The sequence below is a fragment of the Actinoplanes sp. NBRC 101535 genome (assembly GCF_030269225.1).
GTDB lineage: Bacteria > Actinomycetota > Actinomycetes > Mycobacteriales > Micromonosporaceae > Actinoplanes > Actinoplanes rectilineatus.
In genome coordinates, this window is record NZ_BSSY01000023.1 from 22,309 (window position 1) to 43,946 (window position 21,638).

General features: G+C 65.2%; 21 protein-coding genes, 1 tRNA gene and 1 pseudogene. 15 read left to right on the forward strand and 8 right to left on the reverse strand.

Annotated elements, in window-relative coordinates; translation table 11 throughout:
* Nucleotides 1-5 precede the first annotated feature (5 nt).
* From QSK32_RS39595 to QSK32_RS39605, 3 genes are all read left to right on the forward strand, one after another.
* On the forward strand, nt 6-701 hold the full coding sequence (locus tag QSK32_RS39595) for a TetR/AcrR family transcriptional regulator (protein WP_285474810.1): 696 nt from the start codon (nt 6-8) through the stop codon (nt 699-701).
* A gap of 69 nt (nt 702-770) precedes the next feature.
* Nucleotides 771-1,244 carry a DoxX family protein gene (locus QSK32_RS39600; protein ID WP_245674129.1) on the forward strand — a complete coding sequence of 158 codons (474 nt, stop codon included), beginning with the start codon at nt 771-773 and terminating at the stop codon, nt 1,242-1,244.
* Nucleotides 1,245-1,385: 141 nt separating this feature from the next.
* Nucleotides 1,386-2,590, forward strand: a protein-coding gene (locus QSK32_RS39605; RefSeq protein WP_285474882.1) for an IS3 family transposase whose coding sequence is annotated in 2 segments (ribosomal slippage) — nt 1,386-1,686 and nt 1,686-2,590 — 1,206 coding nt in all. Because the reading frame shifts where the segments join, the coding sequence is not laid out codon by codon here.
* Between the two features lie 1,214 nt (nt 2,591-3,804).
* Here QSK32_RS39605 and QSK32_RS39610 read toward each other — a convergent pair.
* The 3 genes from QSK32_RS39610 to QSK32_RS39620 form a co-directional block, all read right to left on the reverse strand.
* Nucleotides 3,805-4,347, reverse strand: coding sequence for a hypothetical protein (locus tag QSK32_RS39610; RefSeq protein ID WP_285474811.1), 543 nt, complete (start codon nt 4,345-4,347; stop codon nt 3,805-3,807).
* A 128-nt stretch (nt 4,348-4,475) separates the two neighbouring features.
* Nucleotides 4,476-5,183 carry a hypothetical protein gene (locus QSK32_RS39615; protein WP_285474812.1) on the reverse strand — a complete coding sequence of 236 codons (708 nt, stop codon included), beginning with the start codon at nt 5,181-5,183 and terminating at the stop codon, nt 4,476-4,478.
* Between the two features lie 41 nt (nt 5,184-5,224).
* A complete protein-coding gene (locus QSK32_RS39620; RefSeq protein ID WP_285474813.1) occupies nt 5,225-8,014 on the reverse strand; it encodes a hypothetical protein in 2,790 nt (929 codons plus the stop codon).
* Nucleotides 8,015-8,618: 604 nt separating this feature from the next.
* On the opposite strand from QSK32_RS39620, the gene QSK32_RS39625 reads away from it, so the two are divergent.
* Nucleotides 8,619-8,846 carry a helix-turn-helix transcriptional regulator gene (locus QSK32_RS39625; RefSeq protein ID WP_285474814.1) on the forward strand — a complete coding sequence of 76 codons (228 nt, stop codon included), beginning with the start codon at nt 8,619-8,621 and terminating at the stop codon, nt 8,844-8,846.
* A gap of 214 nt (nt 8,847-9,060) precedes the next feature.
* On the opposite strand, the gene QSK32_RS39630 is transcribed toward QSK32_RS39625, so the two are convergent.
* The gene (locus QSK32_RS39630) at nt 9,061-9,792 is read right to left on the reverse strand and encodes an XRE family transcriptional regulator (protein ID WP_285474815.1); all 732 of its coding nucleotides are present in this window, start codon (nt 9,790-9,792) and stop codon (nt 9,061-9,063) included.
* Nucleotides 9,793-9,929: 137 nt separating this feature from the next.
* Between QSK32_RS39630 and QSK32_RS39635 the strand changes: the two genes are divergently transcribed.
* Together QSK32_RS39635 and QSK32_RS39640 are read left to right on the forward strand one after the other, a co-directional pair.
* Entirely contained in the window at nt 9,930-10,145 is a 216-nt protein-coding gene (locus QSK32_RS39635) for a hypothetical protein (protein WP_285474816.1), read from the forward strand.
* Nucleotides 10,146-10,203: 58 nt separating this feature from the next.
* On the forward strand, nt 10,204-10,752 hold the full coding sequence (locus QSK32_RS39640; protein WP_285474817.1) for an HD domain-containing protein: 549 nt from the start codon (nt 10,204-10,206) through the stop codon (nt 10,750-10,752).
* Nucleotides 10,753-10,754: 2 nt separating this feature from the next.
* Here the strand turns inward: QSK32_RS39640 and QSK32_RS39645 are convergent, their stop codons facing one another.
* From QSK32_RS39645 to QSK32_RS39655, 3 genes are read right to left on the reverse strand one after another with little or no spacing between them, the layout of a single operon-like run.
* Nucleotides 10,755-11,207 (reverse strand): hypothetical protein, encoded by a 453-nt coding sequence (locus tag QSK32_RS39645; RefSeq protein WP_285474818.1) that lies wholly within the window; start codon nt 11,205-11,207, stop codon nt 10,755-10,757.
* A complete protein-coding gene (locus tag QSK32_RS39650; RefSeq protein WP_285474819.1) occupies nt 11,200-11,676 on the reverse strand; it encodes an NUDIX hydrolase in 477 nt (158 codons plus the stop codon). Before QSK32_RS39650 ends, QSK32_RS39645 begins: the two co-directional genes overlap by 8 nt.
* A gap of 7 nt (nt 11,677-11,683) precedes the next feature.
* On the reverse strand, nt 11,684-12,418 hold the full coding sequence (locus QSK32_RS39655) for a DUF5919 domain-containing protein (protein ID WP_285474820.1): 735 nt from the start codon (nt 12,416-12,418) through the stop codon (nt 11,684-11,686).
* Nucleotides 12,419-12,570: 152 nt separating this feature from the next.
* Here QSK32_RS39655 and QSK32_RS39660 point away from each other — a divergent pair, with 152 nt between their 5' ends.
* From QSK32_RS39660 to QSK32_RS39675, 5 genes and pseudogenes are all read left to right on the forward strand, one after another.
* Nucleotides 12,571-12,774 carry a hypothetical protein gene (locus QSK32_RS39660; protein WP_285474821.1) on the forward strand — a complete coding sequence of 68 codons (204 nt, stop codon included), beginning with the start codon at nt 12,571-12,573 and terminating at the stop codon, nt 12,772-12,774.
* The gene (locus QSK32_RS39665; protein WP_285474822.1) at nt 12,771-12,965 is read left to right on the forward strand and encodes a hypothetical protein; all 195 of its coding nucleotides are present in this window, start codon (nt 12,771-12,773) and stop codon (nt 12,963-12,965) included. Before QSK32_RS39660 ends, QSK32_RS39665 begins: the two co-directional genes overlap by 4 nt.
* A 41-nt stretch (nt 12,966-13,006) precedes the next feature.
* A complete protein-coding gene (locus QSK32_RS39670; RefSeq protein ID WP_285474823.1) occupies nt 13,007-13,327 on the forward strand; it encodes a hypothetical protein in 321 nt (106 codons plus the stop codon).
* A gap of 687 nt (nt 13,328-14,014) precedes the next feature.
* Nucleotides 14,015-14,311 (forward strand): annotated as a pseudogene (locus tag QSK32_RS45600) (FtsK/SpoIIIE domain-containing protein); the annotation flags it as partial.
* A 272-nt stretch (nt 14,312-14,583) separates the two neighbouring features.
* The gene (locus QSK32_RS39675) at nt 14,584-14,886 is read left to right on the forward strand and encodes a hypothetical protein (protein ID WP_285474824.1); all 303 of its coding nucleotides are present in this window, start codon (nt 14,584-14,586) and stop codon (nt 14,884-14,886) included.
* 209 nt (nt 14,887-15,095) lie between these two features.
* Here QSK32_RS39675 and QSK32_RS39680 read toward each other — a convergent pair.
* Nucleotides 15,096-15,180 (reverse strand) — tRNA-Leu (locus QSK32_RS39680).
* 225 nt (nt 15,181-15,405) lie between these two features.
* Between QSK32_RS39680 and QSK32_RS39685 the strand changes: the two genes are divergently transcribed.
* From QSK32_RS39685 to QSK32_RS39700, 4 genes are read left to right on the forward strand one after another with little or no spacing between them, the layout of a single operon-like run.
* Complete coding sequence (locus tag QSK32_RS39685; protein ID WP_285474825.1) at nt 15,406-15,879, forward strand: hypothetical protein; 474 nt, start codon at nt 15,406-15,408, stop codon at nt 15,877-15,879.
* Nucleotides 15,869-17,191 carry an AAA family ATPase gene (locus QSK32_RS39690; protein ID WP_285474826.1) on the forward strand — a complete coding sequence of 441 codons (1,323 nt, stop codon included), beginning with the start codon at nt 15,869-15,871 and terminating at the stop codon, nt 17,189-17,191. The genes QSK32_RS39685 and QSK32_RS39690 overlap by 11 nt, the downstream gene beginning before the upstream one ends.
* Nucleotides 17,140-20,997, forward strand: a complete 3,858-nt coding sequence (locus QSK32_RS39695) for a WD40 repeat domain-containing protein (protein ID WP_285474827.1) — start codon at nt 17,140-17,142, stop codon at nt 20,995-20,997. Before QSK32_RS39690 ends, QSK32_RS39695 begins: the two co-directional genes overlap by 52 nt.
* Before the next feature lie 24 nt (nt 20,998-21,021).
* Nucleotides 21,022-21,609: a GNAT family N-acetyltransferase gene (locus QSK32_RS39700; protein WP_285474828.1), complete on the forward strand. Its 588-nt coding sequence runs from the start codon at nt 21,022-21,024 to the stop codon at nt 21,607-21,609.
* Nucleotides 21,610-21,638: the final 29 nt, after the last annotated feature.

A 21,638-nucleotide genomic window follows, 5' to 3' on the forward strand; every position in this document is an offset into this window, starting at 1 on the left:
ATCGCGTGACAACCGACCCCGACCCCGACCCCGGTCCCGGTCGGCGCCGGGGCCCGCGAACCGATCTCGACGTCCGCGCCCGGCTGGTGGCGGTGGCCGAGCGGATGTTCGGCGAACAGGGCCTGGACCCGGTGTCGGCACGGGCCGTGGCCCGGGAGGCGGGAGTGGCGCCGGGGGCACTCGCATACCACTTCCCCGCAGGAAAGACCGCCTTGGTCGCCGCGGTCATCGACCGCCGCATGACCCTCGTCGGCGCTGACATGAGCCGCCACCTCAGCGCGCTGCTGGAGCGCGACGGCGAGGTCACGCCGCGGGAGCTGATCGAGGCGGTGCTGATGCCGGCCGTCGCCCTGATCCAGGCCGATCCGGTGGGCGGCCTGCGCTGGATGCGCATCATCGCCCGACTGCAACTGGCGGAGGATCCCTCGTGGGCGGCCGCGGTCAACGGCGGGCCGAGATTGGACGAACTGCTAGCTGCGGTGTCGGCACGGGTGCTGCCGGAACGTGACCGGCATGAGGTGGGCAGCCGGGTCGGCATCGCGGTCTTCTCCGTCCTCGCGCTACTGGTGAGCCCCGAGCAGGTCGGCGGGACGCGTGGAGCCGCGGGCGCCGGGCTCGACCCCGGCTTCGTGGAGCGGCTGGCCGACTTCGCCGCCGCCGGAATCGAGGGAAGCTGGGCTGCGGCCGGGCGACGGCCGTAAGGCATCGCCCGCTCGCACCCCTCCGGAAGCGCTGGTGCCCGGGACGTCGACGTCTGATAATTTGCACACGTGACTAAATTCTTCGACGCTGCCCGTTCCGCATCCCTTCGCCGAGAACGCCTGTTCGCGGCGGCCCTGAGGGTGTCCGCCGGGCTGATGCTGCTCCTGGCGGGCATCTCCCATCTCACTGTCGCGCGCATCGAGTTCCAGGCTCAGGTGCCGCCGTGGTTCCCCGCCGACCCCGACGCGGTGGTGCTGGTCTCCGGAGTGCTGGAGATCCTCATCGGCGGCGCCGTCGTCGTCTTACGCCGCTGGCGCGCACTGGCCGGCCTGGTGATGACGGCGTTCCTCATCGCGGTCTTCCCGGGCAACATCGCCCAGTACCTGGGTCACGTCGACGGTTTCGGCCTCAACACCGACCAGGCACGTTTGATGCGTCTGATCTACGAGCCGTTTCTGTGGGCATGGGCGTTCCTCCCCACAAACGCGTGGCGCCTGGTGCTGGAACTGGTGCGGCCGGCACCGGTCCGTGAACAGCAGTGATCCTGGCGGTGCGATCTCTGGCCGCCGACCGTACCGACCTGTGCGTCTCGCCGAACAATCCGCACAAGGGCCTTCCCCTTGATCTTGGACACTTGAACCTTGGATCGTGAGGTCCGGGTAGATCAGGAGTCCTGGAGCACGATGGCGAACAAGCACTATCCCGCACAGTTCAAGGCCGACGCGGTGGCGTTGTACCGGTCTCGGCCGGGCGCCACGATTGCGGTGATCGCCGACGATCTCGGGATCAATCGGGAGACGCTGCGTAGCTGGGTCCGTGCCGATGACCAGCGCCGTGGCGGCGGGTCCGGGCGGCCGGCGGCAGCGACGGTGAAGCCGGAGCCGGGTTCGGTGGAGGCGGAGAACGCCGAGCTGCGCCGGCGGGTCCGGGAGCTGGAAGAGGAACGCGACATTCTGCGGAAGGCGGCCCGGTATTTCGCCGGGGAGACGCGCTGGTGAACCGCTTCCAGTTCGTCGCCGACCACCATGAGCGCTACGGCGTGAAGCGGTTGTGTCCGGTCCTGGGTGTGGCCCGGTCGAGTTACTACTACTGGACGTCGACCGTTGAGGCGCGGGTGGCCCGGCAGGCCGCCGACACCGTCCTGGCCGGGCAGATCGGCAAGATCCATGCGGTCGGCAACACCTACGGGGTGCCGCGGATCACCGCCGGGCTGCGCGACAACGGCACCGTGGTCAACCACAAGCGCGTCGAGCGGGTGATGCGCGGTATCGGTGTGCGGGGGCTGCGGCTGCGCCGCCGGACCAGGACGACGATCGGCGATCCGGCCGCGGTCAAGGCGCCGGACCTGATCGGCCGGGATTTCACCGCACCCGCGGTCAACCAGCGCTACGTCGGTGACATCACCTACCTGCCGGTCGGTGAGCGCGGCTTCCTCTACCTGGCCACCGTCATCGACCTGCACTCGCGCCGCCTGGCGGGCTGGGCGATCGCCGACCACATGCGCACCGGCCTGGTCATCGACGCCCTGAACGCCGCGCAGCGGACCCGGGGCAGCCTGGCCGGCGCGATCTTCCATTCCGATCACGGAGCGCAGTACACATCGAAGGCCTTCGCCGCCGTCTGCGCGGCGGCCGGCGTCCGGCAGTCGATGAGCAAAATCGGGAGCTCGGCCGACAACGCCCTGGCCGAGTCGTTCAACGCGACCTTCAAACGCGAAACCCTGCAGGGCCGCCGCGCGTTCACCGACGAACGCGACGCCCGGCTCAACAGTTTCCGCTGGCTGCACCGCTACAACACCGTCCGCCGCCACTCCCGGCTCGGACAGCAGTCCCCGATCACCTATGAGCGGTTCCAAGAAAGATCAGCTACCATCACACAAGCCGCATAAACCCCGTGTCCAAGTTCCGGGGGTAAGGCCGATGCCAGGGGTTGTCACGGTCAGTACGGAGATCAGAGATGATGCCGTCGGCGGGTGGAGTCCTTGGTGGTCGTACAGCGTGAAGAACTCCATGATCACCTTGAGGGCTTCACCCGCTCCATCCGCCTCCATATAGGCCGATCAATCGACATCATCCCAGCTCAGAGCGTCCGCCCGCGAGAACGCAACGGCCCTGGCCGTTACCGGGCGACCTTCGCCGACGGCGGCGACCCCGCACTGATCGCCGACTGGACCCAGCGAGACCACCGAGATCAAGAAAACCGCACAGGCCCGACTCCGGACTCACCGAGGCGCCGCCCCAACGGATGACCACCGATCAGATCGGCACCATCGCCGACGCGTTCCACGACCTGCTCCGGCTACTCCGCGACGCCGACCCGCGAGACAATGCCGAGTTGTACAGCCGTATCGGCCCGCGGATGACCTACCGACGTGGGCCAGAAACACTGATCGCCGAGGTTTGCACCCCGGCGACTTCTCGTGTCTTCGATTGGTGTCCGAGGCCCAACACGGCAGACATGCACACGGTGATCGCATATAGAAGCTGCCTCACCTGGGATGATCAATCGTATTAAACGCCTACCACCTGGTGTTGTCCTTCGGGAAGAGCAAGTTCTGGCTTCAGCAGATCGAGTTTGTCTAATGTGGCCAAGTCGACGTTAGCCTTCACGATTGCGGCTGTCTGGGACGCAGTGCAGAGAAGCATGCCTGAGACCGCTATGGTGCGCCTACATTCGATCGACACGATCGGCGCCGCTATTGGGTTGCCATCCCGAACCTATTGTGGTTCGAAGTAGATGTGCATCTCAAAGACAGAATGTCCAGGGCTGCGCTGATGTAGAAGGCGTCTCCACTGCAGTGCCTGTATTTCTACCGATCCATCATGCTTAGCGATCCATTGAGCTGCTCGATTGAATACCTCCGCTTCGCTATCTCCGTCTATGTATACTGCCGCTACGCTATCATCGCGAGGCGCTTCTTTATCCACAAGCTGCTCCAGGTGCGAACGTTAAGCGCCGAACCGTGCCGATAGATGTGCATGCAATCAGCGGCGCCTGGTGGCTATGAAGTGATTCCAATTAAGGCCTCGCGGCGCTCGAAAGGTCAGCTAATAGATTGTCGGCAACAATTGCCGTATTGCCAACCGGGGTGACTCACTAGATCTACTTGCCGATACGTCCCTTAAAGCCGGTGAGCGATCCGCCCCGATCAACATTTTTGGCTCGCTGTGATATAGCAACCGTGCCATCTGAAAGTTCGGATTCTGCACCTACGACTTTTCCCGAGACGCTGTCCAGTATTTGTTGGACATTAACGCTTGCTCCTGTCGGTTCACGTTCCTCGCCGGCGAAGGTGAGCCGATAGCCATAGGCTGCTTCGAGCAGCGCACGAAGGTCGCCTGCATGTTGGGCAAGCTTTTCGTCTGTTAAATCGACGTCAGCTAGATCAGCGGCGTAAGGGTGCAAAGCACCGACAGCAGCTATCAGCTTCTGATTTTCGGCAGTAATCACGTCCATATCGACGATCGATTCAGCCGGGGTTTCATCGAGGCAGGCCGAATCAATAAAGGGAACACTAACCTCTTGACTTCCCCTGCCGCGCTCCCGCCATGCCGTGAGTACTTCCGATGCCTGACCATATAGGAATTTGATTCCCTCGGTTGCTGCCACCGCGCCAAGAACCGTTAGTGTCAAAGGATCAGCCATACTCAATACTTTGCTCTCCCGAAGGTCTCGACGTCAAGAAGTGTCTCGAATAAGACACGATGATCTGGCCGAAATTAAGCGCTACCTGCTTATATAGCAATCTCGGTCACCTAAGAGAGGAACTTCGACTAGGCTCGAGGGCCGTTGGGGAACGATCCTTTTGAGTGGTTTATCTCTTCAGCGAGAGCAGTCTGACCGTATTCGATGAATATTTTGGCAAGCTGGTCGACGAGCCGATCGCGTCGCGGCTCCGACAACTGTTCGACGAACTTTTGTAAAAGCTGGGCGACCACGACCCAGCGGTTGTCGGGCGTCCAAAGGCTGGCTTGGTGTACCAAGTCATCAAGAAGAGCCTTTGACGCTGAGTAATCCTGGATTCCTTGGTACTCGGCGAGCCAGAATATTCGCGCGGCGGCTGGGTCTTTAAGTGCTTCATTCCTAAGAAACTCCATCCGTTTCCGAAGTCGATTCCGCTCAAGATTTTCGATTGCAATCTCTTGTCGCTCGCGTTCGAGTCTGCTGGCAGCTTCGGCAGTCTCAGGTTTCACCGCAAAGTCGGCTCGGGCGCTATGGAAAACAATCCCGCCTGAAGATTTTTTGATAAGAGCAGATAAAGCGAAGTTTACGTCCTGCTCCGTTGCTGAGGCGCGGAGTATGCTCGACTTGCAGGCGACATCCTTAACTATTTCTCGGACCTTCTTTGCCGCGACAAAGCTGGAGTCTTGAGGGCGCACAGACGATCCATCGAGCGACCAGGATAAGCGAGTTGACACAGAGAAGTGAAAACTGGAATCCTCGCTTTCTACTTCGTCCTGGAAGTGGAGTGACCAGCGCATCGGAGGGGAATCTTGTTCTGTCCTTTTGGGTTTAAAAATCTTCAATCCCGCTTTTCCTCGTAGACTGATTTAAAGATAGCTAGGCCATGCGGCGTTAGAGCATCCGTGAGATCATGGCGTACGTCATCTCGAAGTTTCTCCTTACCATCACCCGGATTCCAGATATACGCAAGGTCAATAAGTGAGTGGTGTAGCGGGAAGCCAGCGCTAGACAGTTTCGATACTGCCTGCTGAAATACTTCAATCAGCGACTTTCTTGCGTTTGGGAAGAGAAGAGCGGCATCGAACCATCGTGCGCTTACATCGACTGCCTCAACCGAAACGTTTGGAGAATCGAGTATAAAATACCAGCCGGTTGCCACTTGAGATAGGCGGTGACGAAGGTCCTCGTCGGAGGCCTGCTCATCCAAAATAAGTAGATCTGGCCAGGCTGGCTCATGCTCGTAAGGGATGTCCGCTAAAGTTGTAAAGGCACGCCTGCCAGCTGCGCGCTTCGTTTCCTTGTCGGCGCTGCACCATTTTAAAACTTCAGTAAGGACCGTTCCCCGTAGCGAATGGTCTTCCCAAAGGGTTTTCAGCGCCTTGCGTGCTGCCTTTATTACGTCTTTGTCTTCGGATTCGCCGATGTGAGACAGGCGCACGAGCGCCTTGCCTGGATACGCACGTCCGAATTCTCCGCTACATACCTCAGCTACAGCTTCCCGGAGTACCGAGTTTTGCTGTCCCGACCAGTTGAGTAGCAGTGCATGTGTATCTCTGCCGATAGTATCGTCAAAGCACGCCCTATTGAGCGCCTCAACGGCCGCCAACCAGAGGTTGTCTTGCCCGTGCCATGCCATAACGATGCCGCTGAGATATTCGGGGCGTTTCTGTCGCGATGCCCAGCGAAGAACAAATGAGGCCATTCGCTGCGCTCGTTTCCTTCCGTCAGCGGCCGACGTAGGGGTGCCGATGGCAAGCGCTTCTTTTGGAATTTCTATTGGTGCAGAAGACAGCCAACTTAAGAACTTCTGCCGGCTGTCGGGACGGTCAATCCAAAAGTATTGCAGGACCGCATTCTCCCAGCCCGGACGGGGAAATTCTAGGATGTCGTCTTTTCCTACCAATTCAGCCTCGACCAAGTCAGCGAGATGGATTACTCCTGGACCCTGCTGGCCAAGGCCAGGAGGTTCTTCGCCTAGTTTTCTGGTGAGCGTCCTTGCGGCAATATGTACTTCGCTTACAGGCGTATCGGGCAAGGTTGCAGCCGCTAGCAGGAAGTTTCTTTCGAAGCTCGTGCGCGTCGGCTGCTTGTGCCATTCAAGGAGCTGAGGGCGCCAGCTCGCTCTTGCGGCGATGACACTTGCGATCCGCCGCCTAGAGTCCAAATCCTTTTCTCTTCGTGGGCCGGTCGGAACTCGGTCAATTTCTCTCTGCTCGAGCTCCGGTAACCTTTCGGGCAGCGCTAGACCGGCACTCAGGATTAGCGTCACGATTTCCATCACGCCTCGCGGCGTCTTCTCCGCATCGAGGATCTCTCCGATCTCGGGGCCTTTAACCCAATCCTCTGCGGCGACCTCCGGAGCATCCAGCTCTATCCAGGAATATGCCATCTTCCTTTTTGGCAAAGACTCCACAGCGATTGGCTGAACGGGTGATCCGATTCCAATTCGACGCCATTGCTCATCCGAAGTCACGACTACGAGATGAGAATACAGTTGTTGCAGCAATGCCTGAGTTTCCCGAAGGGTTACACCAAAATCCGAGCCGACCATGAACTCGGCATCGTCTGTGGGAAGCTCCAGCAGGAATCCGCTTCTTGATGCTTGTGGAAATCTAGTAAGATCAAATTTACTCGATGCTCCATAGCCTACGGTAAGAACATTGACTCCTGCCCTTTTGCGCAGCAGAGCTAACATCGCGAGCGCGGTAATCGTACGGCCGCTACCACTTCTGCCGCTAATAACTACGATCGATCCAGGAGCGAAGAAACTTTCGGCCACGTCGTCGAAATCCCGCTTAATTCCTTCCTTTAGTAGAACCGGCTTTTGGAAGACCTGGCTGATCGTCATAAGCGTTTCATCTGTCAGCGGTTGCGGCTCTAGCATCCGACCGAACTGAGCAGTGATCTGGATTCCAATCACTGTTCCGGCATTATCTTCGACGTCGATATCGACGGTGGCCGCCTTTACCGACTCGCGAATAGCTTCTAGATCTGGCGGGTCAAACCAACTAGTGGTCCGGCGTGCCACTTCATTCTCATTCAGGTGGACGGACGATGGCTCAGGAGTCCTGCTTGAGTCTGCCGGTTTGAGCTCCGTATCCGTGTTTGCCATGCCATCCAATGAAAAATCGCTGAGGGCTGGCTCCTCGCCTACAGACTCCGCGGGTGAGGGGTCCTCGTTGGTGAACTGTGCCGCGCGTTTTTCGTCTGGAACACCGTGCGGCTCCAGCGAATGAGAATAGTCCTGGCTCCGCTTTTCTTGATCCTCATACAAATTCTCTTCAAGTTCAATAGCGTCAGAAATATCAACATCGACTTGATCTGATGTCAGAGCTTGGTTGGCGTCCGATTCAGCCGAACCCGCGAATTCGTTCCTAGAATCGTTTACCACACTAGGCGGGGTCAGATTTCTCTCAAGTGAAGTGACGTACCTATGAGGCTGATCGAGTTCTGCAGATGGAACTTCTGGCCTGTCGTTCGGGTAAGCAGGAATATTACTCCTGCTTGATTCTTCCAGTGCTTCGTTGAGTTCGACTGGGCGGCGCCTGAATACGTCTCTTGCTCTCTCTGCAAAACCCTTTCCGGGCTCGTCTTGGCCTTCTTTGGCATTCTCACTAAGTCGATCCATGCAGGCGACGCTCCACTGTCCATTACCCCGATGGAGGGCAAGGTCAAAAGTCTTTTAAGGGCGTGATCTCCAGGACATTGACATTATCAATTGCGTTGCAGTAGAAACTGTCCGATATGTGATAGTCCGAAATGGGTCGCTACTACTCACTCGTTCTACAGGCCTTGAGCAGGACTTGGGGCTCAACATGCCCACGTGAGGCGCGGCCGTGCAACGTACATATGTGGTCGAATGGCCGGTTTGGATAGTCCCGTCTATTCTGGCGGAATCTGGCAAGCGGATCCTTCCGATGATCATTCTAGTGTCCAGCTGATTGGCAGAAAAGGGTCGCATCTTCGCAAATATGATTGTTCTGTCGGCGCGTTGTCAGCGCCTCTATGCGGTGTGTCGCGCTTCTTCGTCTGCGTCGGCGCAGCTCATGACGTCTAGAAGTTTCAGGACGTCCCGCCCGCTGAGGTTCGTACGGGTCTTACTCTCTGGAAGCCTTCTGACTGCCGGAAGCCATAAGTGCTGGAGCCTGGGGCTGCCGGTGTCAATATGCCCCGTCCGTCCGCGACTTGCTCCGGACGGCTGGGTTCACCGAGGCTGAGGGCGGGCGAAGGACATGGGATTACTACAGGCAGGTGCACGGCTGGAGAGGTTGGGGCTGGCTGATTTCGTTGGTACGGCTGAGATTCAGAAGATCGTGAAAGTTAGTCGGCAGCGGGTCTATCAGCTCACCAGGCGGAGTAGTTTTCCGGAGCCGGCTGCTGTTCTTGCTTCCGGGACAGTTTGGGTCACGGCGGAGGTCATAGCCTGGATCCGAGTCCATCGACCTGCGGATCTTCCGTGAGCGCGGGTCTCTATCTTGCTCAGGCTGCGCTGGACCGGCTGGCGGTGGCGGATGCCCATCTGAATCGGCACTTGTCGGGGACGCCGGGCGGGCTCTGTGCTGTGTGTCTGGAGCCGGAGCCGTGTCGGGCTCGGTATGAAGCGCTCAGGGTGTTTGATCAGTATGGGGTGCTTCCGCGTCGGCGGCCTGGGACTGCTGGTGTTCCTGGTCGGGGTCAGAGCTTTGACGGTTTTGCCGAGCCCCAGACTCGTTCGAACGATTTTGTGTGAGTGGCGACCATGCCGGCGTCGCTGGTGCTCTTGAGGTGGAGTACTGGGGCATGGGCTGCTGGGCGGCCGTAGATGTGGGAGTTGACCAACATCTCGTCGTCTGAGCGGCACAGCGAGTTGTAGAGGACCGTGTCGTGCAGGCGCACCTCTATGCCCGGCGTCGTTGTGAGCGGCTGGAGACTGACCAGGGCCGTTCGGATACGGACGCTCATGCCGGCGCCTACGCGTTCCTCGTCTCCACGATTGGCGATGTGTTCGCCGGTGGGGTCGCCCAAGGCGATTCGGACGCGTACGCCGCTGTGTGCCTTGTCTTGGAGCAGGGCGGGGATCGTGGCGTCCTCGGCGAGGAACAGGGCGCTGTAGGCCAGGACGTCGATCTCATGTTCGGCGCGGTGTAGTAGGCGTGCCCATACGTCGGTGGGGACGGCTGATCGGTGTGGGTAGACGATGCGGACCTCGTCGGACATGGCCGGCTGCTCGGTGGGGCGCGGCAGGGTGGGCCATAGGTCGTGGGCCTGCCAGCCGGTGATTCTGACGAGGGCGTCGCGGTGGCGGGGGTAGGGCATGCGGCCGGTCATCCAGCGTTGGACGGTCTTTGGGTCGACGGCGAGGCGTGCTGCTATGTCGATGATGTCTATCCCGGCGCTTCTGAGGGCTCGGGCGAGTGGATTGTTCACGCAACGACTCCCATCGCTGGCTACAGGCGTCATCGTAGTCAAGAAGTCCCTAGACGTCCTAGTCCTGTGGTTCACGTTGGGTCACTCGATCGGCAGACTCGGTATCGACGAAACGCCAGTTGAGCGGATGGGCTGCGATGCCGACGGACAAGCAAGCCGAGCATGAAACGGCACGTGAGGCTACTGATCGGCTGGCGCTCGTTCTTGAAGATGCCGGGTTCGACGTCGGTCAGGACTTCCCCGGACTGCACGATGCTATCGATCGTCGGGGCACTGTGGTCGTGCGGCTGGGCGATGTGACGCCGAGCGTGGCAGACCAGCTCGCCGAACTACTTTCCGGGGCTCGCCCATAGGAGGACGTACAAGCGACGAGGGGCACGGCCACATGGTGGCGGGCGCTAATCTGCCGGTGTGGCTGAGATTGAGCGTGCCCTCGAGTTGACGCGGCTGGTGCTTGCCGAGTCGATTCCGCGTCGCTGGGCGCACAGCCAAGGCGTCGGCCGTAAGGCCGAGGCGGTTGCTCACCTCGTCGGCGATGACGCGTCCGCGCTGGTGTGTGCGGCCTGGTTGCACGACGTCGGCTATGCGCCTGACCTGGTCGTCACTGGTATGCATCAGCTGGACGGCGCCCGCTACCTCCGTGACGTCGCTGGCATGGACGATCTGGTCTGCCGGCTGGTTGCGCACCACTCGTGTGCGTTCATCGAGGGTCGTAACCGAGGGCTGTCCGACGAACTCGCAAGGGAGTTCCCGCCGGTGGAGGGGTTGGCGTCGCATGCGATCACCTATGCCGACATGACGACCACTCCCGACGGTGAGCCGGTGGAGGTGGAGCGGCGGCTTGCGGAGATTCTTTCGCGGTACGGCGATGGCCACCTCGTCGCCGAGTCGATCCGTGAGGCAAGTCCGCTGATCATCGACTCGGTGCGGGTGATCGACGCGGCACTTGCCGAGCGGTGAGGTCATTCCGAGCGGGACAGGGTTCCCTGTTCGTCGCGGCTCCAGCGGCGGCCGGCGCTGTCCAGGAACTCGATCTGTACCGGTTCCGGTTCGACGTACGTCCGTAGCCATTCGGTCGGGGCGGGGCGTTGGATGGTTTGGCCGGGTGGGACCAGGCCGACGAACTCGACGTGCGGTTCCTCGTCGCCCCGTGCCGGGAGAGGTAGCTCAACCTCGTAGATCGGCATGGGGCTGGCGTTGTGGATGTGGAACGTCAGGTCGCGGGTGCCGTCGCGCTTGTTGATCAGTTCGATCCAGGCGCTGATCCGTTCGGCCTGAGCGCGTCGTTCTTCTTCGGCGCGGTCGGCTTCGCGGCGGTGCTCGCGGCGTAGGAGACGGAAGCCGACCAGGAACGCTCCGATGGTGCCGAGGGCGGAGAACGAGTCGGCTACGGCGCCGAGTGCGTCGCTATCCAAGGTGCACGTCCTGCGGCCGTGTGAGGAAGTGCTCGATCCGTCGGCGCATGGAGGGGTCCATCGGCAGTGAGCGGCACTCGGCTTCGGATACCCATCGGACCTCGGTGGTCTCGTCGCTGGGCGTCGGAGTTCCGCCGATCGGTTGGGCGGTGAAGACGATGGAGAACTCCTGTCGTACTTCGCCGTTGCTGGTGTAGAGGATGACGTGCCGCGGGTCGGTGAAGATCCCGACCAGGCCGGTGACCTCGACGTCGATACCGGTTTCCTCGGCTGTCTCCCGGACCGCTGTCTGAGGTAGGGACTCGCCGAGGTCCATCGCTCCGCCGGGGAGTGCCCAGTTGCCGTTGTCGGAACGGCGGATCAGCAGGATCTCGCCGCTGTCGTTGACCACGAGGGCGTTCGCCGACGGGACCAGCGCCGTTGGAGCGGGTGCGTCGGGGTCGTCGAAGTAGTCGATGCGTTGTCCCATCCGGCATTCACTCCAACGGTGTCGCGTGATCCCATACGTGCTCGAAGCTTTCCAGGTACGTCGTCACCATGCCCCCACCGGCGGCCCGCCGAAGATGCAGGACCGGGGCCTGAGCTGCGGTGAAGCTGTAGATGTGCGTGTTGACGAGTACCTGATCATCGGCGCGGTAGATCGAGTTGTAGAGCACCGTCCGGTGGAGCCGGAACTCGATGCCCTCGATGTCGCGTAGCGGCCGGTACATCACCAGGGCGTTGCGGATCTTCGCGGCCTGGACGTCGTCGACACCCTCGTCGGCTCCACGCTGCGCGACTGCATCGCTTTCCGGGTCGCCGAGCAGGATGCGTACCCGCGCTCCTGCCTCTGCCTTCTCCTTGAAGATTTTCTGGGTTCCGGCGTCTTCGGAGACGAACAGGCCGCTGTAGACCAGGACGCCGATCTCTTCCTCGGCGCTGGCGAAGACGTTGCGCCACAGGTCGGACGGGACCGTCCACCGGTGCGGATAGATCGAGATGATCTCGCTTTCGCTGGCGTTCGCGAGTTGATCGGGGCTAAGCGCGTCCGGCCACAGGTAGACCTCGTCGACGCCGAGGCGGGCGGCGACCGCGTACCGATGTCTGCGATAGGGCGTGCGCCCGCTGATCCAACGTTCGACGCTTTTAGGATCGACTTTCAGTGATGTCGCCAGGTCGGCTGGCGTGATCCCGTTCTCTAACAATGCGGTGCGTAGTCGCTCGTTCGGCATCGGCTTCCCGTCAAGACGTCCGGCGGCCTGACAAGGCTAGAGGAGACGTCTTCGATACGTCCAGCCATGACCTGATTACGTCCCGTCGATTGATCGCACTCTGATGGCACGCCGATGCAGCCCCGCATCGCCGGTCCGAGAGGAGATCAACCATGAACATCCACATCACGCGGGATCTGACCCCGACCTGCCCGTGCGGCGCCCAGCTCGCCGCCGGACACCCTGTCCTCTGCCGCAAGTGCACCAATCGACTTCGCTGGAACCGCCGGCACCAGCCGCGTGGCGGCCACGTCGGCACCGACCGGGGCCTCCGCTCCCGCCGCAATCGCAACGGCCGTCGTGGCGGTGACGCGTGACGATCGCCGTCTCCGCCGTCCTGCTACTCGGCGTCCTCGTCTACCTGCTGTGGCGGTATGCACGACTTCCGTTGTGGCAGGCCGCCGTCTGCGCAGCGTTCGGCTACTTCCTGGCCTCGTCGTCCATCGGCCCAGAGATCGGCAACGGGCTGCACACCCTGGCCCGGTTCGTCGCCGGACTGAGCCTCTAACCGTGAACATCCACCGACCGGAAGGAGACCCGAACCCGCACATGACCAACGACCAGCACATCCCACGCCCGACCATCGACCAGGAGGCTGTCCGCTCCCACCTGCACGCCGTCCGTCTGCGTCCTACGCCCGTCACTGTCTGGACTGTCATCGGGGACGTCCCGGTCCTGCTCGCCGAGGTCGACCGGCTCGCGCGGCTGGTCACCCGCACTCGGTGGGACTTCGCCGACCTGCTAGCCGCCGCTCGCGCCACTCTCTCCGCCGACCACGACGGCGAGTCCGAGCCGCTGACCTACCTACGTGATGCGGTCGCCGAGCACCAGGTATGTATGCCGCCTGAACAGGGTGAACTCGCCGAATGAGGGCCTACGGGCGGCGGCACCGGCGTTGGAGCCGCCGCAACCCACAACCGCTGCTGCTCGTACCCGATGAGCCTCTGACTCTCGTCGTTCTCGCTGCCATCGGTCGGGCTCTGTTCCGTTACCGATCGGAACTCGCGCCCGTCTTCCTCGCCCTGGTCCTGGTCGTCCTCGGGTCGGTCCTGCACCACAGCCGTCCCGGAGCGTGGCCGCTGGTCGCCGTCGTGACCGTGCTGGCGGCAAACGGCCGTGGCAGTGCGCGGGTGGCCCTGGGGGCTCACCCGTACCGCCGAGCGCGGCTACGCCACCACAACAACCGCCCTCACCGGCGGATGGCTCGCTGCCGCAACCGCACTCGGGCCGACCCGATCGCCTCTACCGACGCTCCTGATCCTGGCCGCGGTTGCGCTCGGCGTGCCGTGGTGGGCACATCGACGTCGCCGAGCCCGTGTGCGAGTGGACCGGGTCATCAACGCGTGGCCCAACCTGGCCGAGCAGATCGGCCTGGCCGGCTCGCGCATCATGTCGGCCGTCGTCGACACCTGGGGATGGCGTGCCCGCATCAAGCTGCGACCAGGTCAGAGCGTCGCCGATGTCATCGCCCGCTTGCCGGCCATCGAATCGGCCCTCGGCACGCGACCCGGTTCGGTTCGCGTCGAGCAGGACCCGGCGCACGCCGGCCGCTGCACCATGCGCGTACTCGCCACGGACCCGCACGCCGGCGCAATCCCATGGCCCGGCCCCACTTCCCGCTCACTCGCCGACCCGATCGAGCTGGGTGTCTTCGAGGACGCGACACCCGTACGCGTCGCACTACTGCGCCGGCACGCACTCATCGGCGGAACTACGGACTCCGGCAAGAGCGGCGTGCTCAACGTGGTCCTCGGAAACCTCGCCGCCTGCACCGACGTCGTCCTATGGGGCATCGACCTCAAGGGCGGCATGGAACTACGGCCGTGGGCGCCATGCCTGGACAGACTCGCCACCACCCCCGACGAGGCAACCGAACTGCTCGCTGACGCGGTTGCCGTGCTCGACGCCCGCGCACACGCCTCCGGGCGGGACAACACCCGCGTCTGGAAGCCCACACCGACCGCCCCTGCGCTGGTCATCGTGATCGACGAGTGCGCCGAGCTCGCCGACACCGCCCCGGACGCCGTTGGGCACGCCGAGTCGATCGCTCGGCGCGGGCGTGCCGTCGCCGTCGACCTGCTCGCCGCGACGCAGCGCCCGACCCAGAAGGCCATGCCCACCCGCCGGTGCTCTATCTCCGCGAAGACACCATCACCGACCCCGTTGACCGGTTCCTGCGTGAGGAACTCACCGGCGACACCCTCACCGCGACCCTGCGCGGCCTTGCGGACGCCCACTACCGCGCCGAACTCGCCCGACACCAGGGCGCGGACCAGACCCGTCGCTTGCGGCAGACGATCGAAGACTGCGACACCAAGATCAAGCGCTACCGGGCCGCACTCGATGCCGGAGGTGACCCCGTGCTCATCGCGTCCTGGATCAGCGAGACTCAACCGAACGAGACAACGCGACCGCCGCATTGCGCCTGAGCGGGGCGCCACCGCAACGGCTCAACGACGGGCAGATCACTGCGATAGTCGACGGCCTCGGCAGCCTGCTGACCGTGCTGCGTGACGCCGATCCCCGTGACAAGGCGGAACTCTACAGCCGCATCGGCCTGCGGATGACCTACCGACCTGGCCTAGAAACACTGAAGGCCGAGGTCGTCTCTGACGACTTCGGCCGTGTGCTTAACGTGTGTCCGAGGGGGGACTTGAACCCCCACGCCCGATAAAGGGCACTAGCACCTCAAGCTAGCGCGTCTGCCATTCCGCCACCCGGACTTGCCTGTACAACTTTACATGTCGCCTTCGCGGGCCTTGGACCAGGGTGGCAGGTCGGCGACCGCGGCTGTGAACGGGCGAGTGGCGCCCGGAGCGCGGGGCCGGTTCGGTGACGGTGCCATTCGGTCAGGGGCCGCAGCCTTGGTTTGTCCGGATGCTGACGCGGCGCCTCCACGGTGAAAACGGGCGTCATCTTGATCACTGAGCGTAGTTACAGTGGCGGGCATGGATGACGCGGATGGGGTGCTGCGGGGAGCGGTCCGTGTCTGGGCGGCCGGCGCTGCCTCGGAAGGGCCGGCCTACGAGCGGTGGTCTGAGCCGGGCGGATACACGCTGCGCGGCGGGACTCTCGGGTTCGCCGGGGCCGAGTTCGTCGTCTGGGTGGCCGTCGCGGCGGGTTCCGGAGTGGTGGGGAACGTCGCGTACGACGCCCTCCGGGAACTTGTCGGTGCCGTGCGGGAGCGGCACCGGGCAGAGCGGGTGCTCGGGGAGGCGGAGGCCGTCTTCCTGGCTCGGCTCGCGGTGCGGGTCACCCTGATCCATGAGGGGCTCGGGGCTGACCGGGATGTCGAGGTGCTCGGCGTTTCGTGGGACGGCGAGTGGCGGGTGCGGGCCCGCTGCGGGGCACACGAGTTCGACTTGGCGGTGACCGATCAGGCGCCGGAGGACGCCATGGTCTTCGGCGCGCATGTCGGCTGACAGGCGGTGGTTCATCGGTGCGGCCACGGCCCGCTACACCGAGGCTTCCGGGCTGGCCGAGCGGCCCGGGCTCGTCGACGAGGTCGCCCGGTTCGCGGGGCTGTTCGGCGAGCTCGGCTATGTGACGGTTCCGGGGTTCGGGCACGACCACACCGTGAGCGGGTTCAGCATGAACCTGCGCCGGTTCCTCATCGATCCTCAGCGGACCGCCGACGACGTCGTCGTTCTCTACTACACCGGGCATGCGCTGGTGGAGAACGGCGAACTGTTGCTGCCGATGGCCGACACCGACGGCGACCTGTCCTTTACCAGCATGCGCGCGGGGGACCTCACCACGCGGTTCCTGGCGGGCGGCGTACGCGTGCGGCAGATGCTGTTGATCCTGGACACGTGTCATGCGGCGATCGGTGGGGCGAGTGCCGCGCGGGGTGCGATCGACGTGGTGAACCGGCTGAACCGGCTCGACGAGAATCCCAGCATCGCGGTGGTGGTGGCCGCCCGCCCGGCTGAACGGGCGGTCGAGTCGGCGTTCGGGACGGCGTTCGTGGCGGCCGTGCACGATCCGGCCAGCGGTGGGGTGAACTCCGATTTCCTGCCGCTCGACGGGCTGGTCGACCTCACCAACCGGAACACGCCGCCGTGGCAGCACGCCCGGCACTTTCTGGCCGGTGACCGGATCACGCCGTTCGTGCCGAACCCGCGGTCCGACCCGTGGTTGCGGGACCTGGATGTGCGTACCGGGGAAGGGCTGCGGCAGAAGGACGCCCGCCGGGCGGAACGGCTCGCCCATGTCCTGCCGGCGGCCCGGGGTCTGCGCCCCACCGACGACGTCGACGCCTGGCTGTTCACCGGGCGTGAGCATGCATTGCGTGACCTGGTGCGGTGGTTGAGCACCGGATCACCGGCCACGATGGTCGTCACGGGTGATCCGGGTTCGGGCAAGTCGGCGGTGCTCGCCCGGCTGTTCGTGCTCGCCGACCGGCGGCTGCGCGGGCAGGTGCCGCAGGTGCACCGCCTGGCGGCCGACACGATGCCGGCGGCCGGTGCGATCCGCGAGTTCGTGCACGCGCGGGGCAAGACCGCGCGGGGGCTGCTCGCCGCGCTCGCCGACGCCTGCGCGGTGGAGCGGGTGGCCAGCCCGGGGGAGCTGTTGCAGGCGATCCGCGGCAGGGAACCGATCGTCGTGGTGGTCGACGGCGTCGACGAGGCGATCACCGAGGCGGCCGACGAGAACGCGGAGCGTTCACCCCGGTCGATCTGGTGCTGGCGCCGCTGGCCCGGGCCACGCACCGGACGCCGCTGCGGCTGCTGATCGGGGTACGCCGCCATCTCGTCGCGCGGTTCGAGGATTCCGGCGTCGTCGATCTGGACCGGGAGGCGTACGCCGATCCGGACGCCATCGTGAAGTACACCCGATCGTGTCTGGTCACGCTCGGTGCGAGTTCGCCGTACCGCGGGCTGGATCACCGCCGGGTGCTGCGGGTGGCCCGGGCGATCGCGGCCGCCGCCGGACGGTCGTTCCTGGTCGCCCTGATCACGGCGCGCAGTCATGCGCTGCGGGACGACATCGTCGACCCGGGTGACGAGACGTGGCGGCGTGGTCTGCCCCGGGTCGCGTCCGAGTCGATCGACGACGATCTCCGCAGCCGGCTGGGCGACCGGATCGGCGCCGCCCGAGATCTGCTGTTGCCGTTGGCGTACGCGAACGGTCCGGGTCTTCCCTGGGAGGACGTGTGGGCCCGCCTCGCCTCGGCGCTGTCCGGCCGGAACTACTCGAACGCGCAGGTCAACTGGCTGATGAACGTTGCCGGTTACTTCGTGACCGAGAGCACCGAGGGCAACCGTTCGCTCTATCGGCTCTATCACCAGAACCTCGCCGACCACCTGCGCAGTGACCGTGACGAGGCGAGTGACCAGGCGATCATCGTGGACACCCTGATCGACGGGTACGTGGAACGCACCGACCACGGACGCTGGGACTGGGCGCGGGCGCACCCGTACATCACCACTCATCTCGCGGCGCACGCGGCGCGGACCGACCGTTTCGACGATCTGGTCACCGATCCGCGGTTCCTGCTGGCCGCCGATCCGGCGGTGCTGCTCAACGTGCTGCCCGCCGCCCGGAGCCGCGCCGCCCGGCTGGCCGCCGACGCGTACCGGCGGGCGGAGAGCCGGCTGCGGGCCGGTGACGTGGCGCAGCGGGCCGCCTGTCTGCAGCTTGCGGCGCGGTGCGGGCGGGCGCCGGAGCTGGCCGCGGCGGTCGACGATGCCGGGCTTGCGCCGGCCTGGTCGACGCCGTGGGCGGTGTGGCGGCTCCGGCCCCCGCACCGGGCTTTCCGCGGGCACGCCGGCAAGGTGTGGGCCGCGGCGATCCGGCGGATCAACGGTCAGGTACTGGTGGTGTCCGGGGGCATCGACCGGACCGTCCGGCGGTGGGACGCGACGACCGGCGACGCCTACGGTCCGGTCTTGACCGGTCACGAGGACGGCGTCTGGTCGGTGACGACGGGCGTGGTCGACGGCCGGGTGGTCATCGTGTCGGGCAGCGGTGACGGCACGGTGCGTCTCTGGGACGCGGCCACCGGCGTACCGATCGGTGCGCCGCTCACCGGGCACGGTAGGAACGTCTGGGCGGTCGCGGCCGGTGACACCGACGCCGGACCGATGATCGTCTCGGGTGGGGACGACGGCACGGTACGCCGGTGGCACGCTGCCGGTGGCGAGCCGGCCGGCCGGCCGGTGCGGGCGCATGCCGGTGGTGTGAACTCGGTGGCGATCGGCCGGGCCGGGCACCGCGCCGTGATCGTGTCCGGGGGCGCGGACGGGCTGGTCCGGATCTGGGACGCCGCCACCGGCGCGGCGGTCGGCGGTCCCCTGGCCGGGCACCACGGCATGGTGTGGGCGGTCGCGATCGGCGGTGACGGGGACCGCACCCTGGTCGCCTCCGGGGGTGTCGACGGAGCGGTGCGTCTCTGGGATGCCGGGACCGGGGCCCTGATGCGGACCTGCACCGGCCACCGCGACGGGGTGAGCAGTGTGGCCGTCGCCGTGATGGACGGCCGGTGCGTGATCGTGTCGGGTGGTGAGGACGGCACGGTCCGGGTCTGGGACACCGACAGCGGGACCATGGCCGGAGTGCCGTTCACCGGGCATGTCGACGGGATCCGCTCGGTCGCTGTCGGCGAGGTCGAGGGCCGTGCGATGGTGCTGTCCAGCGGGGACGACGGGACGGTCCGGCTGTGGGACATGGCGGCCGGTGTGCCGGTGAGTGACCCGTTCACCGGGCACACCGACGAGGTCCGGTCGGTGGCGTTCGGCGAGTTCGGCGGTCGCGGCATCCTCGTCTCGGGGGCGGATGACGCGACGGTGCGGCTGTGGGACGCCGCCACGGGGGAGGCGCTGGCCGAGCCGCTGACCCGGCATACGGGGCCGGTCAACACGGTGGCACTGCACCGGGGGCACGCGGTCTCCGGGGGAGCGGACGGTGCCGCGTACCTCTGGGATCTGTCCGGCCTGGCGGCCGGCCCGGTGCGTCTCCCCGGGCACGCCGGCGGTGTCTGGTCGGTGGCCGCGGGCTTCGTGGACGGAAGGGAGGTGGTGGCCTCCGGCGGCGCCGACGGCAAGATCAACCTCTGGTCGGTACGCGAGAGCGAAGCGCTCGGGGAGCCGCTGCGGGGACACACTGGTGGGGTGAACGCGGTCGCGGTCGGCGCCGTGAACGGCCGGAGCATCGTGGTGTCGGGTGGCGCCGACCGGACGATCCGGATCTGGGATCCCCGGACCGGCCGCACCGAACGGATCATCCGGAGTGGCGCGGCGGTCCGGTCGGTGGCGCTGTGCGAATCGCCCACCGGCGACGTGGTGCTGCTGCTGGTCTCCGGCGACGACGACCGGGTCGTGCGGCTGTGGGACGTCCGGTCCGGTGAGCCGGTGATCGAGCCGTTCCGTGGGCACGCCGGCCGGATCTGGTCGGTGGCCGCCGGGCGGGTCGGCACGCGCCTGCTCATCGTCTCCGCCTCGGCCGACCACACGGTCCGGCTCTGGGACGGCGAGACCGGTGAGGCGGTACGCGTGCTGACCCGGCACACACCGGGCATGACCTCGGTGGCGATCGCCCGGGCCGACGGCCGCGACATGATCGCGGCGGGGACCGCGGATCACACCATCGGGGTGTGGGACGCCGTCACGGGTTCGCCTGGAGCCCGGTTCACCGTGCACCTCGGCCGGGTCCTCGCCCTGGCCGCCGCGGTGGTGGACGGGCGGTCCGTGCTGGTGACCGGCGGCGACGACCACGTCCTGTACCGATGGAGCGAGGAGACCGGCGTACCCCGGGGCGATCCGCTGATCGGGCACAGTGGCCGGATCCGGGCGCTGGCCGCCGGGACGTCGCGGGGCCGGGCCGTGGTGGTGTCCGGGAGCGACGACGGCAGCGCCCGGGTCTGGGATCTCGCCACCGGTGAGCAGGCCGGGGTGTCCCTCGAGCACCGCCACACGGTCTCCGCTGTGGCGCTCGCAACCGACGGCGGCCCGCCGTTGCTCGCCACCGGTGGTTGGGACAACCTGATCCGGCTGTGGGATCCGGGCAGCGGCCGGCTCCTGCGGGTACTGACCGGTCACCGGGGGCGGGTCCGGTCGCTGGCGTTCGGCGAGGTGGACGGCCACCGGGTGGTCGTCTCCGGGGCCGCTGCCGACGGCACGGTCCGGGTGTGGGACGCCGAGCACGGGTCCGCGGTCGTCCTGCGCGGGCACCTCGACGGGGTGAACGCGGTGGCGGCCGGGCCGGACGGTCTGGTGATCTCGGGCGGCGACGACGGCACCGTACGGCTGTGGGATCCCGTGGGTGTCACGCCGGGCCTGCCGCCGTTGAGCGGCCACCGGGGCCGTGTCCTGTGCGTGGCCGCCGGCAGTGGCGAATACGAGGATCACATTCTTTCCGGCGGTGAGGACGGCACTCTCCGAATATGGCACAGGGGATCATCGAAGGCATATCTGATCATTGATCTGGCTGCTCCGGTGGCCGCTGTGGTGCCGAATGCCCTCGGCTGTTCCGTGGCGACCGAGCTGGGGTTGCTGCGCGTTCAGTTTCCACAGTGGCGTGAGGTCGCAAGGCCGGTTTAGCAGGGGATCTGCGATACTCTAGCCATGCCTTCGCTGGTCGGTCCCGCATTGACGGAGAACAAATTCCTAGCCGTATCGCAGCCGCGAATCACCATCGATGACCAATGGGTGCTGCGTCCGTGGCGCCCCGACGACGCCCCTTTGGTCGTCGAGGCGTTCGCGGATTCGGATATCCAGCGATGGAACATGCATCGGATGGATGATCCGGGAGAGGCCCGCGAGTGGATCGAGCAATGGAGCACGGGGTGGAAGGCAGGGGACGACGCGGGGTGGGCGGTGGCGCACGCCTCCGACGACACCGCCGCCGGGCACATCGCGTTGCGGGCCATCCGGCTGCGGCACGCCCGGGCCGAGCTGTCCGGCTGGGGTGTCCCGTCGGCGCGCGGGATGAGCATGGGGGCGAAGGCCACCGAGGCGCTGTCCCGGTGGGCGTTCGACGAGCTGGGGCTGCACCGGCTGTTCCTGCTCCACTCGGTGAAGAACCCGGCGTCCTGCCGGGTCGCGATCAACGGCGGGTATCGCCTGGAGGGCACGATCCGCGGCTATCTGCTGCACGCCGACGGCTGGCACGACATGCACATGCACGCCCGGCTGAGCAACGACACGGCCTGAGCGCGGCCCGGGGGTGGGGTTAACCCCAC